This is a genomic window from Candidatus Phytoplasma pruni (assembly GCF_001277135.1).
GTDB classification, from domain to species: Bacteria; Bacillota_I; Bacilli_A; order Acholeplasmatales; family Acholeplasmataceae; genus Phytoplasma; species Phytoplasma pruni.
This window is the reverse complement of record NZ_LHCF01000006.1, coordinates 1-12,944: the sequence shown is the minus strand read 5'-3', so window position 1 is coordinate 12,944 and position 12,944 is coordinate 1. Positions and strand designations below refer to the sequence as shown.

The following is a 12,944-nucleotide window of genomic DNA, read 5'->3' as shown; positions in this document are numbered from 1 at the left end:
CTTTATGATAATAATTAAATCAGAGAATGAAATTGCTATAATGAGAAAAGCAGGTCAAATTTTATCTTCTATAAGAAAAGATTTAATCCTTTCTTTAAAAGAAGGCGTTTCTACTTTTGCTTTAGATATGATTGCTCGTGAATTGATTGAAAAACATGGAGTAGTTTCCGCTTTTAAAGGTTATAAAGGTTTTGATGGTTATATGTGCACTTCCGTTAATGAAGCTATCGTGCACGGAATACCATCTAAAAAACAAATTTTAAAAAAAGGCGATATCATTACGATTGATATGGGGATCAAATATCAAGGTTATTACGTTGATTCAGCTTGGACTTACGCCATCGGTAAAGTTTCTAAAAAAGTAGCAACTCTTTTGGAAAACACTGAAAAGTCTTTATTCGCTGGAATAAAACAAGTTAAACCAGGAAATCGCATTTCTGATATTTCTGCAGCTATTTTTGAAATTGGTAAAAAGAATAAATACGGTATAGTTGAGGTTTTTTCAGGACATGGAATTGGTTTGCAATTGCATGAAAAACCTTATATTTTTAATTTTGATTTTGTTGATAAAGATTACATTTTACAACCAGGAATGACTTTTTGCATTGAACCTATGTTTACTTTAGGCACTAAAGAAGTTAAAATATTGAATGATGGTTGGACTGCTATAACAGCAGATAAAAGCTTAAGTGCTCATTTTGAACACACAGTTTTAGTGACCGAAAACGGATATGAAATTTTAACATTAACATAAACAAAGAAATAGGAAAATAAAAATAAATATGGTTAATTCAAATATTATTGAATTTTATGATGCTATAGTAGTTGGCATTTTACCTGATGCTCGATTTCAATTAGAACTTTCTAATAAAAACATTATTGCTGCTTATATTTCAGGCAAAATACGTATTAATAACATTCGTATTTTGTTAGGTGATAAAGTTAAAGTAGATTCTAAAAAGCGTATTGTTTATCGTTATATCGATAAAAGATAATAATATTTTTTTAAATAAAAGGAGATATTTAAAATGAAAGTTAGAGCTTCTGTTAAAAAACGTAGTCCTGATGACATTATTGTGCGTCGCAAAAAAAGAGTTTATATTATAAATAAAAAAAATCGTCGCAATAATCAAAGACAAGGGTAATTGGGAAAGGAGTTTGTAAATGGCAAGAATTGCAGGAATAGATGTTCCTCGCGATAAAAGAGTAGTTATTTCACTTACTTATATTTATGGTGTTGGACTTAAAACTTCTCAGCAAATTTTAAGCGAATTAAATATAGATGAAAATATTCGCGTTAAAGATTTAACTGAAGAACAATTATCTAGCATAAGAAATGAATTAAGTAAAATGAGTGAAGGCGCTCTAAGACGTGAGACTGTTTTAGTAAATATTAAACGTTTAATGGAAATCGGTTGCGATAGAGGAAAACACCACCGTAATGGCTTACCAGTAAGAGGACAAAAAACTAGAAACAACGCTAAGACGGCTAAGAAAAATCGTAAAAAACTGGTTTCAAGCATTAATAAAGATAAAAAAAGTAATAAGAACGCGAAAAGAGGGATATAATAAATGGCTCAAAAAAAACGCATAAAGCGTAAAAAAATTAAAAAAAATGTTCCTTTTGGTATAGCTCATATTCATACTACTTTTAATAATACCATATTGACTATTACTGATTTAGAAGGCGATGTAATCACTTGGAGCAGTGCAGGTTCTTTAGGTTTTAAAGGGAGTAGAAAATCAACTTCTTTTGCAGCTCAACAAGTAGCTAGAAAAGTAGCAGGATTCGCTAAAGATCAAGGAATGCAAAAAGTTGAAGTCTTTATTAAAGGTCCAGGAGTAGGTAGAGAAACTTCTATTCGTTCTTTACAAGAATCAGGTTTAGAAATTACTGCTATTAAAGATGTTACTCCTATTCCTCATAATGGTTGCAGACCACCTAAACGTCCTCGTGGTTAATTAAGGGAGTAGAAAATGAAAAAATTAAAATTTTTAAGACCTATTATGTTAGTTGACAATGAAAATGATGATGTTTTTGATAAAAGATTCGTTATCCAACGTTTAGAAAAAGGATACGGAACTACAATCGGAAATTCTTTGAGAAGAGTTTTATTATCTTCTTTACCAGGTGCCGCTATTGTAAATGTTTGCATTGATGGTGCAGAACATGAATTTACTGTTATGGACGGTGTTTATGAAGATATTATGACTATCATTTTAAATTTAAAAAAAGTCGTTATTGCTGTTGATTCTCAAGATGAAGATTTTGAACAAAAGTTGGAAATCGATATTACAGGCGAAAAAACAGTAACAGCTGCAGATTTTAATGTTGTTGATGGAGTTGATATCATTAATAAAGATCAAGTAATAGCTCATGTATCAGAAAACACTCGTTTCCGTATGCAAGCGACAGTAAGAAGAGGCATTGGTTATGAAAGTGCTGCGAATAACAAGGTTTTTAATAAAAACCAATTTGGAGTTATAGCGATCGATTCTTTATATACGCCAGTTGTAAAAACAACTTACACTGTGGAACAAAAGTTAAGTAACAAAGAAGAGTTAGTAGTTGATATCGAAACTAATAAAGCTATTACCGCTAAACAAGCTTTATCTACAGCTTCTAAAATTTTAGCAGATCATTTTAATGTTTTAGTGAATTTATGTGAACAAGAACAACAAAATGACTTTATTTATGAAGCAGAAATTGAAAATTACAATCATGCTTTAGATTTGAAAATCGAACAATTAGACTTGTCTGCGAGACTATTAAATAGTTTGAATAGATCAGGCATTAATACTGTAAAAGAATTAGTGAGTCAAAAAGAAAAAGATATTTCTAAATTAAACAGTTTAGGTAAAAAATCTTTTGATGAATTAAAAGCAAAAATGAACGAATTAGAACTTCGTTTCGATATGCCAATAAACAACAAATAAAATATTTTTTTAGAAAGTGGGTTAAAATTAAAAAATGGGTTACAGTAAATTAAGACGTACTACCCCTCAAAGAAAATCTTTATTAAGAAGTTTAGTTTCTAGTTTGATCGTGAACGAACAAATTGTAACTACTTTTTCTAAAGCTAAAGAGTTGAGAAGAGTAGTTGAAAAATCTATAACTTTAAGTAAAAAAAACACTTTACACGCAAGAAGACAAGCATCTCTTTTAATGTTTGACAAAAAAATAGACGAAGATAAAACCGTTTTACAAAAGTTATTTAACGAATTATCTTCCAAATATCAAGACAGACCGGGTGGTTATACTAGAATTATCAAAACTGAATCTCGCAAAGGCGACGCCGCCCCTATGGCGATCATACAACTTGTTTAATCTTTGAACAAATAAGTTTTTTATTAAATAGAGAAAAGTTATTTTTCTTTTTTCTGCAAAATAAAACAAAATTGATTCATTTGGATTGTTTTTATGAGCCAAATAATTAATTTTTTGTTTAAAAAAGTATATTTTTTCTTATTAGATGAAATTCTTATTATAAAAAATATACCTTTTTATTTTTTATAATAAGAATATTTAAAATGATCAATTTTATTTTAATTATTCTTTATTTTTATAATGGTTAAAATAAATAAAATTAGGTTATAAAATGATAATTGTTAAAGGTTTAAATTTTAGTTACAAAGAAAAACAAATTCTTCATGATTTGAATTTTAAGATCAATCCAGGGACATGGGTTTCTATAATAGGCGATAATGGTTCAGGCAAGTCTACTTTAGTTAAAATTTTAATCAGTTTATTGCAATATAAAAAAGGACAAATTATGATCAACGGTTTAGAGTTGAATGAAAATAATTTATCTGATATTCGTCCTCTTATGGGGATTGTTTTTCAAAACCCTGATTATCAATTTATCGGATTCGATGTACGAAGCGATATCGCTTTCGGTCTAGAAAACCAAAATTTACCAAGAGAAGAAATGCAACAAAAAATTTTTGAGGTTTCTCGTTCTTTAGGTATTTATGATTTATTAGACAAAAAACCTCAAGAACTATCTGGCGGTCAAAAACAAAAAGTCGCTATTGCTTCTGTTTTAGCTCTGGAACCAGAAATTATTATTTTTGACGAACCAACGGCTTTTTTAGATCCTCAAGGAGTTAAAGAGATTCATAATATTATCAAAAACATTCATCAACAAAAAAATAAGATTTTAATCACTATCACACATGATTTATCTTTTGCTTTGCAAAGCGATGAGATTATTATTTTAGAAAAAGGTCATCTATTAAAACATGATAAACCAGCAAATTTTATTAAAGAACCTTCTTTTTTGGAAAAATATTTTGTTAATTTGCCCTTATCTTTGAAACTTTATTATGAATTATTAAAAAAAGATGAAAATTTATCTCATGAAAAAACAGAATCTTTGCAAAAAATAAAGGAAATCTTATGGCAATACAGTTTAAAAATGTAAGTTATTATTATGACAAAACAAAAACACATGCTATCAAAGATATTAATTTAAAAATTAACGAAAATAATGAATTTATCGCGTTAATTGGTCAAATTGGTTCGGGAAAATCTACTTTAGTTCAATTGATGAACGGTTTATTAACACCTTCAGAAGGTGAAATAGAAGTTTTTGGTCAAAAAATAAATCCCAAAACGCCTGAAAAACGTTTAGCTTCTTTGAGAAGTAAAATTGGCTTAGTTTTTCAATTCCCTGAATATCAACTTTTTGAAACAACTGTTTTAAAAGATGTGATGTTTGCGCTTAAAAATTTGAAAATAAATAATAATACTTCAGAAAAGAAAGCTATTTCTGTTTTAAAAAGGTTAGGCATTGAAGAAGATTTATTTATTTCTTCTCCTTTTAAATTATCTGGCGGACAACAAAGAAAAGTGGCTATTGCTGGCATTTTAGTTATGGATCCTGCTATTTTAGTTTTAGATGAACCTACGAGAGGTTTAGATGTCAAAAGTCAAATTGAAATTATGAATTTTTTTCAAGAATTATTTCAAATAGAAAAAAAAACCATTATTTTTATCACTCATAATATAGATTTAGTATCAGAATACGCCAATAGAGTGATTTTTTTAGAAAAAGGTCAAATTATGTTTGATGGTTCTAAAGAAGACTTTTTTATGAATGAAAAATTCAATAAATTTGAAGTTTATAAACCGCAAACTTTCCAACTGGCGCATTTTTTAGAAAAAGAATTGAACATCCCCTTTATTCCTGTTTATTCTTTTGAAGAAATGTTGAAATATTTAAAAAAATTTTATAAAGGAAATAATGGTTTAGATGATTAATTCCGATTTACAACAAAAATCTGATTTAAAGAAAAAATCTTTTTTATATAGCATTAATCCAGCGATTAAAATTATCGCTATCATTGCGTTTTTTAAAGTTATTTTTAGTTTAGATGTCTCTTTTTTTTCCAAAGAAACAAACCTATTAGAAAAAGCTTTATTTTTCGGACCTTTCGTTTTTCTAATTTTGTTTTTATTTTTTTTGTTAATGCATCTGAATTTTTCTGTCGTTAAAATGTTAAAACGTATTTCTCATTTGAAATTTCTTATTTTATTAAGTTTAATTTTTCATATTTCTTTAAAAGAAGAAGCCGGAAGAGACATTTCTTTTCAAGTGTGGAATGTTTACTTAATATTGTTCAGTTTAGGGGTTTTTTATTTCGTTTTTAAAAAGATCTTTCCGAAAAATATTTATTCTTTTTTGTTTGTTATTTTTTTCTTGGCAATGCCTTTTCTTACTTCTCATTTGAACTTGTTGAAAACACATCGAATACCTTTTATACAGGAAGATTATACGGTTCAATTATTTTTGAAAAAAACAGATTTCTTAAAAATTATTTTAATATTTATTAGGATTTTATTGATTTTAACCGTTATAACTTTATTTAACGAAACCACTTCTTTTATGGAAATAAATGATGGTTTGGAAATCGTTTTAAAACCTTTGAAAAAACTAAAATTTCCTTTAGAATTTTTTTCCATCATGATATCTTTGATTTTCATGTTTATTCCTTTTTTAATGGAAGAAACTAAAAAGATTATTAAAGCGCAAATGTCTAGAGGTTTGGATTTATATACTAAAAATTTATTTAAAAAGATTTATAATTTATTATCTTTATTAATTCCTATTTTTGTGATATCTTTTCAAAAATCTTTAGTTTTAGCTAATGCTATGGAAGCGCGTGGATATGTTTTAGGTGAAAAACGTACTAAATTAAACCATTATCAAATGACAAAAAAAGATTATCTTTTTTTAATAACTATTTTATCATTTTTTATATGGAGTTTTTTTTAAAAAAAGGGAAAAAATATTTTTTTATTTTATGATTTATTATAAAATAAAAGAGAGGTTTTTGATTTGAAAAAATTTACTTATAAATTGGTTTTAAGTTATGATGGCACTAATTATCACGGATATCAAAAACAACCCAAATCGATCACAATTCAGTCCGTTTTAGAAAATGTTTTTTTCGTCTTACAAAACAAAAAATTATAACTTACGCCGCTAGTCGCACTGATAAAGGGGTTCATGCTGAAGGTCAAGTAGTTCATTTTTATACTTCTTTTTTAATTGATAATTATTTTTTCCAAAAAGCTTTAAATAAAGCCTTGCCTAAAGATATTAAGGTCGTGGAACTCTCTTTAGTGTATGATGCTTTTCGCGCTCGTTATCATACTAAATCCAAAATTTATAAGTATTTTTTTTCTAAAAAAGAATTAACACCTTTTAATAACCGTTTTCAAACTTATTTTGAATCTTTGGATTTTACTTTAATTAAAAAAGCGTTATCTTTAATTAAAGGCGAACATGATTTTGTTTTATTTACCAACAATAAAGACGAAAAAAAATCCACTGTTAAAATCATTTATGACGCTTTTTTAGAAGAAACCGAAGATCAATATATTTTGGTTTTTCACGGTAAAGGTTTTTTAAAACATATGATTCTTTTTTTAGTAGGTTTTTTAATTGGGATCGGGCAGAAAAAAAAGACTTTATTAGACTTGGAAAATATGTTAAACTTAACATATGACAAACAATTTTATTATTTAGCTCCTCCTTGTGGTCTTGTTTTAATAAAAATTTTTTATTAAAAAGGTGGTTTGATATGTTTATTTCTTTTGAAGGTGGCGAAGGTACTGGTAAAACCACTCTCGCAAATGCTTTATTTAAAAAAATGATTCAAAAACATACAGTTATTTTTACTAAAGAACCGGGAGGTTGTGAAACTAATCTTCCTATAAGAAATCTTTTATTCAGTTCTGATAATAAAATAGACGTTCGTACGGAAGCTTTATTATACGCAGCCGATAGAGCAGAACATTTAGATAAAGTTATTTTACCAGCTTTAAAAAAAGGTCAAATAGTGATTTGTGATCGTTATATAGATTCTTCTTTGGCTTATCAAGGTTATGCTAGAGAGTTAGGTGAAGAATTTGTTAAAAAAATTAATGTTATTGCATTGAAAACGATGCCTGATATTACTTTTTATTTAGATTTAGATCCACAAATAGGACTTCAAAGAATAAAAGACAAAAGAGAAGATAAAAGAGAATATTTTGATTTACAAACTTTATCTTTTCATCAAAAAGTTAGACGAGGTTTTTTAAATTTGCATAAACAATTTCCTCAGAGAATTTTTAAAATTGATGCTAACCAACCTTTGGAAGAAATACAATCCATCATTGAAACAGAAATACAAAGATTGTTTAAAATAAAATTATGAATAAAAAACAACGTTTATTGGAAAAATTTAAATTTATTATTGAACAAAAAAAATTATCTCATCTTTATTTAATAGAAGGCAGTGAAGAAGAAACTAGACATGAATTTATGTTGGAATTAGTTCGTGACTTTTTACAAACTTCTCTTTTTGACCCTCAATTAGAAAATTTAATTAAAAATTTTTCGTATCCTAATTTTTATCATTTAAGTTATAAAAAAAATAATTCCATTAAAAAAGAACAAATTTTGGAAATGCAAAATTATTTCAACCAAACTTCTTTGTTTCAACAAAAAAAAGTTTATGTTATTGAAGGCATTGAACATCTTCATGTTAAAGCAGCTAACAGTTTACTTTATTTTTTAGAAAACCCTATTAGTGAGAATATTTTAGGTATTTTATTAACTAACAATCGTGATCTTGTCCTGCCTACTATTCTTTCACGTACGCAAGTTTTTTCGTTAGATAATATGACGGAAGACGAAGAAGAAAAAAAAGTTTCGCCAGAAATTAATACAGGCGCAGTTTTAGATGACGTTTTAATCAGTTTATTAAATCGTTTTCACAACGGAACGGAAGATGTTTTAAAAAATAATTATTATTTAGAATTTAAACAATTCTTTTTATTGTTTTTAGATAATTTTAAAAAAAAGAATGATTTTGTTTATTTATTCGTAGAAGCTAAGCCTTTAACTGAAGATAAATTGTTTGTTAGCGATTTTTTAAAAGTTATAATGCAATTTTTCTTAGATTTATATTATAAAAAAAATAATTTATCTTTTATTTTTCCTATAGAATTATTAAAAAAAACTTTTTTTGATGAATTATCTTTAGAACATATTAATAAATATTTAGAGATTTTGGAGCAAATAGAGCAAAAGAATGTTTTTTTAAATGCTAATTTTTGTTTTATGACTTTATTGTTAGAAATAGAAAAACAAAAGGAGTTTTTAAATTTAACTTAAAATTTAAAAATTATTAAAATATGGTAATAATACAAAAAACCTTTATCGAACCGAAACCAACTTTATATTTGGTTTCTACTCCTATCGGCAATATGTCAGATTTAACCTTTCGTGCGTTAGAAATTTTAAAAAAAGTTGATTATATTTTGGCGGAAGATACCAGAAGAGCTCATAAAATATTAGAATTTTATCAATTTAAAAACAATTTGCTTTCTTTGCATCAATATAACGAAAAGCAAAGGGTGCAAAAGATTTTATCTTTGTTAGAGGGGGGCAAACAAATAGCTTTAATTAGTGATGCGGGCACTCCTTTAATTAGTGATCCGGGTTTATTGTTAGTGCAAGAAGTTAAAAAAGCAGGTTTTTATGTTACTTCTGTGCCAGGACCGGCGGCTTTTTTGTCCTCCTTTAGTATTTCTTCTTTTGACATTCCGTTTTTATTTTTAGGTTTTTTACCTAAAAACAAAAAAGCTAAAACAGAAATGTTATTAAAACACCGTTTTTTTGAAGGATCTTTAATTATCTATGAATCTCCTTTCAGAATTAAAGACACTTTACAAATAGTTCAAATGCATTATCCTCAACGTAATGTTTCTTTATCGAGGGAATTAACAAAAAAATTTGAAACCATTATTAATGGTGATATTGATAGTGTTTTGCTAGAAGAGTTGAAAACTAAAGGAGAATATGTTTTAGTCATTGAAGGCAATAAAAAGTCTTTTTCTTATCAAGATTTTTCTTTAGACGAACATATTATGTTTTTTTTTGCAACAAGGTTTTTCTGAAAAAGAGTCTTTTTCTAAAGTTGCTAAAGCGAGAAATATTTCTAAAAAAGAGATTTATCAAAAATATAAAATTCAAAAAGATAATGTATAAAAAAGGAGATTTATTGTTTATATGCCAGTTAAAAAAAAGAAGTTTTACATTTCTACTTCTATTGCTTACGCCTCAGGCATTCCGCATATCGGTAATGTCTATGAAATGATTTTATCCGACTCAATAGCACGCTTTAAAAAAATGGATCATTATGATGTTTATTTTCAAACAGGAACCGATGAACACGGTCAAAAGATTGAAAAAAAAGCTTCTCAAGAAAAAATAAATACTCAAGAATATGTAGATCATATTTCTTTTGAAATTAAAAGAATTTATGATTCCGTAGGGGTTAATTATGATCATTTTGTGAGAACTACCAATGATTATCATAAAAAAACAGTTCAAGCGATCGTTAATAAACTATTAAAAAAAGGTGATATTTACTTAGGAACTTATGAAGGTTGGTATTCTGTCGTTGAAGAGAGTTATATAGCAGAAAAAGACTTAATCGACGGTAAAACTGCTAGTGGTGAAACACCAGTTTGGTCAAAAGAAGAAGTCTACTTTTTTCAATTATCGAAATATCAAGAGCGATTATTAACTTATTTAAATGATAATCCTCATTTGATTTTGCCGAAAGAAAGAAGAAAAGAAATTTTAAATTTGTTAAAAGAAGATTTAACTGATTTATCTATTTCTAGGACTTCTTTTAAATGGGGCATTCCTTTAAGTTTTGACCCTAACCATGTGGTTTATGTTTGGGTTGACGCTTTAAGCAATTATATTACCGGTTTAGGTTTTCAACTGTCTGAAGACGGACAAATCTTGCCTAATGAACAATTTTTAAAATATTGGCCTTGTGATCTGCATGTTATCGGGAAAGATATTAGTAGATTTCATTTGATTTATTGGCCTATTTTATTGATGTCTTTAGAAATCCCTCTACCAAAAAAATTTTTAATTCATCCTTGGATTTTATTCAATAACGATAAAATTTCCAAATCGACTAATAATGTGGTTTATATAGATGATTTGTTAAAGTTTTTTTCTGTTGATGCTATTAGATATTTTGTTTTACACGAAATACCTTATGTTTCTGATGGAACTTTAAGTTATGAACTTTTATTAGAAAGATATAACGCTGATCTTGTGAACACGATAGGAAACTTGTTAAGCCGTACTTTAGGCATGATTAAATCTTACCGTAATGCTCAATTAACCAAAACAGCGACAGAAAAAAAAGATGACTTTAATTTGCCTCAAAAAGCGATTGATACTGTGAAGTTGGTTAAAAAAGCAATGGATTCTTATCGAGTGGCGGAAGCGATGAAACATATCATTCAATTAGCTCGTTATTCTAATAAATATGTGGATATTGTTGAACCGTGGAAAATTGTTAAAGAGAAAAATAACTCAGCCAAATTAGATGTTTTTTTATATAATTTAGTTGAAACTTTACGTTTTATAGGCGTTTTATTAAAACCTTTTTTGCCTGAAACATCTGAATCAATTTTAAAACAAATTAAAGCAGAAGAAGAAACTTTTGAAAGTTTAGAAGAATTCGGCATCACTCAAACCAAAGAATTACAACCCGGAGAAAAATTGTTTGAACGACTTGATAAGATTGATTTATAAATAAAATTCGTCTTTTCGGGTAAATAATTCTTTTTCAAAAAACCATTTGAACCCCTTTTAAAGAAAAAAATACTTCAAATAAATAATTATTTGAAGTATTTTTTATAATTAATAAAATATTAATTTTTAATTAGGCATAAATATTAATAGATGTGTTATAATTTATTTGGTTGATTTCGTTAAATTGTTATCATTTTTATAAACTTTTTTTTGGTTGATTTTTTTTAACGGTTAAAAGTTTTACCTAAACAAACCGTCCACTTACCGTAATGATTTTCTTGAAAGTTTTTCGGTTAATTGTGTTTTTCGGTTGAAATGTTTCATATATAAAAAGGTCCCGTCCCACTTACCGTAATGATTTTCTTGAAAGTTTTTCGGTTAATTGTGTTTTTCGGTTGAAATGTTTCATATATAAAAAGGTCCCGTCCCACTTACCGTAAACTTATGAAAAAATTGTGGAACCAAAAAAGTACTCGCGCCGTTTGGAAACGAAGCAAGAAAATGTATATCAATTTATTGATAAAATTTTTATTTTTCAAAAATAAAATTATTTTTACAAAATAATAAAAAATGAAATCATCCAAAATCATTCTAACATAAAAAAATACCAAAATTAATAATTTTATTTTAGTCAAAAAGATTAATAATTAAACCCAAAAAGTATAATAATGAAATTAACAATTATAATATGATAGATAATCCCTTTTAGAGACATTCATGTTTATATTTTTGTTACAAAAACTATCCTTAAAGTATTTATTAATGCAAATGAGGATGGTTTTTTTGTTTATTCAACGCGTTCTAACCGCTTTTAAAGGCTTTTTTGATCTTTTCTTGAAGTTTATTAAACTCGTTCCCATTGATTTCTTGTTTTAAAATATTGTTTAAAGCGTGAAAAAAACAATAACCATCGCCTGGAGTGTCATTATATTCCTTAATATAAAAATGCGAATTATTTATGTTTTTCATTTGGCATACTATTTGCTTTTTAAAATTATTTTTCGCACTATATTCTTCATTATGAAAATTATTTTCAGCATTTTTAACCATATGTTTTTCAATTTTTAAAACAATATTTTTTCTCAATTGTTTGCTGATCCAATCGATTGTTCCTTGGATTAAAGTCAAACAAGCGGTGTTCAAGTACCCTTGCAAAGTTTTATCAATAAATTCAATCATTTCTTTCGCATCAGGAATGAAAATAATGGGATAAGTTTCTTGTTTGTTGTAGTTTTTCATAAATTCTTCAAGCCCTAAAAGAGGCAATAATTTTATATTTGTGAAGTTTTTGATTTTTTCTTGCTTTAAATTGTTTACTTTTTCATCGTAATATTTTTTGATATTCAAAAAAGAATTATCTTGTAAATTAGCGGATTGGCGATGAGAAGTGTTGTTGTAAGGATGTTCGTTGTGAGGGGATATTTTGATGATAAAGAATAAAGCGAATAAAAAGCCCATTGCAATGAAAAAATGATATAAATATTTTTTTATCGTTTTCGTAATCTTCCCTTTTTATTAATTTGAATAATTATTTTTTTTGATAAATAAAAAAGATTCCTTAATTCATCTTTTCAAGAAATAAAAAACCATTTGATTGATGTTTTATAATTTATTTTATCAGGAAAGTTATTTCTTTGGAGAAACTTTATCTTTATCATATTTTTATTTTTGGCAAATCAGGTATATTATTTTCCTCTTTTTTGGCTGTAGTTTGCTTTTGATTAAAAACAGATATATTTTAAGGGGAGAAAATAATGGATAACTTGAAGTGAATGAAAATATAATATTATTTAAAAAAATATTATTCTTACTTTTATTTTCCTC

General features: G+C 26.9%; 14 protein-coding genes and 2 pseudogenes. 15 read left to right on the top strand and 1 reads right to left on the bottom strand.

Annotated features, from left to right (window positions below; all coding sequences use genetic code 11):
- The first annotated feature begins 4 nt into the window (after nt 1–4).
- The 15 genes and pseudogenes from map to metG all read left to right on the top strand — a co-directional run bounded on the left by map (nt 5) and on the right by metG (nt 11,120).
- On the top strand, nt 5–754 hold the full coding sequence (gene map / locus CPX_RS01380; protein ID WP_017191432.1) for a type I methionyl aminopeptidase: 750 nt from the start codon (nt 5–7) through the stop codon (nt 752–754).
- 28 nt (nt 755–782) lie between these two features.
- Nucleotides 783–995 (top strand): S1 domain-containing protein, encoded by a 213-nt coding sequence (locus tag CPX_RS01375; RefSeq protein ID WP_053521436.1) that lies wholly within the window; start codon nt 783–785, stop codon nt 993–995.
- Between the two features lie 33 nt (nt 996–1,028).
- The gene (gene rpmJ / locus CPX_RS01370) at nt 1,029–1,145 is read left to right on the top strand and encodes a 50S ribosomal protein L36 (RefSeq protein ID WP_017191434.1); all 117 of its coding nucleotides are present in this window, start codon (nt 1,029–1,031) and stop codon (nt 1,143–1,145) included.
- 19 nt (nt 1,146–1,164) lie between these two features.
- Entirely contained in the window at nt 1,165–1,569 is a 405-nt protein-coding gene (gene rpsM, locus CPX_RS01365; protein WP_053521435.1) for a 30S ribosomal protein S13, read from the top strand.
- Nucleotides 1,570–1,572: 3 nt separating this feature from the next.
- Entirely contained in the window at nt 1,573–1,962 is a 390-nt protein-coding gene (rpsK, locus tag CPX_RS01360) for a 30S ribosomal protein S11 (protein ID WP_017191436.1), read from the top strand.
- Between the two features lie 15 nt (nt 1,963–1,977).
- Nucleotides 1,978–2,937: a DNA-directed RNA polymerase subunit alpha gene (locus tag CPX_RS01355; protein ID WP_017191437.1), complete on the top strand. Its 960-nt coding sequence runs from the start codon at nt 1,978–1,980 to the stop codon at nt 2,935–2,937.
- 34 nt (nt 2,938–2,971) lie between these two features.
- Nucleotides 2,972–3,328 carry a 50S ribosomal protein L17 gene (rplQ, locus tag CPX_RS01350; protein WP_017191438.1) on the top strand — a complete coding sequence of 119 codons (357 nt, stop codon included), beginning with the start codon at nt 2,972–2,974 and terminating at the stop codon, nt 3,326–3,328.
- Nucleotides 3,329–3,599: 271 nt separating this feature from the next.
- The gene (locus tag CPX_RS01345) at nt 3,600–4,424 is read left to right on the top strand and encodes an energy-coupling factor transporter ATPase (protein WP_053521434.1); all 825 of its coding nucleotides are present in this window, start codon (nt 3,600–3,602) and stop codon (nt 4,422–4,424) included.
- Nucleotides 4,400–5,263, top strand: a complete 864-nt coding sequence (locus CPX_RS01340) for an ATP-binding cassette domain-containing protein (protein WP_053521433.1) — start codon at nt 4,400–4,402, stop codon at nt 5,261–5,263. The genes CPX_RS01345 and CPX_RS01340 overlap by 25 nt, the downstream gene beginning before the upstream one ends.
- Complete coding sequence (locus CPX_RS01335; RefSeq protein WP_053521432.1) at nt 5,256–6,278, top strand: energy-coupling factor transporter transmembrane component T family protein; 1,023 nt, start codon at nt 5,256–5,258, stop codon at nt 6,276–6,278. Before CPX_RS01340 ends, CPX_RS01335 begins: the two co-directional genes overlap by 8 nt.
- 63 nt (nt 6,279–6,341) lie before the next feature.
- Nucleotides 6,342–7,075: pseudogene (gene truA / locus CPX_RS01330) on the top strand (tRNA pseudouridine(38-40) synthase TruA).
- A gap of 14 nt (nt 7,076–7,089) precedes the next feature.
- Nucleotides 7,090–7,707, top strand: coding sequence for a dTMP kinase (tmk, locus tag CPX_RS01325; RefSeq protein ID WP_053521431.1), 618 nt, complete (start codon nt 7,090–7,092; stop codon nt 7,705–7,707).
- Nucleotides 7,704–8,669: a hypothetical protein gene (locus CPX_RS01320; protein WP_053521430.1), complete on the top strand. Its 966-nt coding sequence runs from the start codon at nt 7,704–7,706 to the stop codon at nt 8,667–8,669. The genes tmk and CPX_RS01320 overlap by 4 nt, the downstream gene beginning before the upstream one ends.
- Before the next feature lie 20 nt (nt 8,670–8,689).
- Nucleotides 8,690–9,545, top strand: a pseudogene (rsmI, locus tag CPX_RS01315) (16S rRNA (cytidine(1402)-2'-O)-methyltransferase).
- 21 nt (nt 9,546–9,566) lie between these two features.
- Nucleotides 9,567–11,120 (top strand): methionine--tRNA ligase, encoded by a 1,554-nt coding sequence (gene metG, locus CPX_RS01310; RefSeq protein WP_053521429.1) that lies wholly within the window; start codon nt 9,567–9,569, stop codon nt 11,118–11,120.
- Nucleotides 11,121–11,921: 801 nt separating this feature from the next.
- On the opposite strand, the gene CPX_RS01305 is transcribed toward metG, so the two are convergent.
- A complete protein-coding gene (locus CPX_RS01305) occupies nt 11,922–12,578 on the bottom strand; it encodes a hypothetical protein (protein WP_053521428.1) in 657 nt (218 codons plus the stop codon).
- Between the last annotated feature and the right edge of the window lie 366 nt (nt 12,579–12,944).

What these genes read in the sequence shown, in the direction of transcription:
- CPX_RS01305 (WP_053521428.1), bottom strand. Translation starts at nt 12,578, where the DNA reads ATGGGCTTTTTATTCGCTTTATTCTTTATCATCAAAATATCCCCTCAC.
- CPX_RS01320 (WP_053521430.1), top strand. Translation starts at nt 7,704, where the DNA reads ATGAATAAAAAACAACGTTTATTGGAAAAATTTAAATTTATTATTGAA.
- CPX_RS01340 (WP_053521433.1), top strand. Translation starts at nt 4,400, where the DNA reads ATGGCAATACAGTTTAAAAATGTAAGTTATTATTATGACAAAACAAAA.
- rplQ (WP_017191438.1), top strand. Translation starts at nt 2,972, where the DNA reads ATGGGTTACAGTAAATTAAGACGTACTACCCCTCAAAGAAAATCTTTA.
- metG (WP_053521429.1), top strand. Translation starts at nt 9,567, where the DNA reads ATGCCAGTTAAAAAAAAGAAGTTTTACATTTCTACTTCTATTGCTTAC.
- CPX_RS01335 (WP_053521432.1), top strand. Translation starts at nt 5,256, where the DNA reads ATGATTAATTCCGATTTACAACAAAAATCTGATTTAAAGAAAAAATCT.
- rpsM (WP_053521435.1), top strand. Translation starts at nt 1,165, where the DNA reads ATGGCAAGAATTGCAGGAATAGATGTTCCTCGCGATAAAAGAGTAGTT.
- rpsK (WP_017191436.1), top strand. Translation starts at nt 1,573, where the DNA reads ATGGCTCAAAAAAAACGCATAAAGCGTAAAAAAATTAAAAAAAATGTT.
- map (WP_017191432.1), top strand. Translation starts at nt 5, where the DNA reads ATGATAATAATTAAATCAGAGAATGAAATTGCTATAATGAGAAAAGCA.
- rpmJ (WP_017191434.1), top strand. Translation starts at nt 1,029, where the DNA reads ATGAAAGTTAGAGCTTCTGTTAAAAAACGTAGTCCTGATGACATTATT.
- tmk (WP_053521431.1), top strand. Translation starts at nt 7,090, where the DNA reads ATGTTTATTTCTTTTGAAGGTGGCGAAGGTACTGGTAAAACCACTCTC.
- CPX_RS01375 (WP_053521436.1), top strand. Translation starts at nt 783, where the DNA reads ATGGTTAATTCAAATATTATTGAATTTTATGATGCTATAGTAGTTGGC.
- CPX_RS01345 (WP_053521434.1), top strand. Translation starts at nt 3,600, where the DNA reads ATGATAATTGTTAAAGGTTTAAATTTTAGTTACAAAGAAAAACAAATT.
- CPX_RS01355 (WP_017191437.1), top strand. Translation starts at nt 1,978, where the DNA reads ATGAAAAAATTAAAATTTTTAAGACCTATTATGTTAGTTGACAATGAA.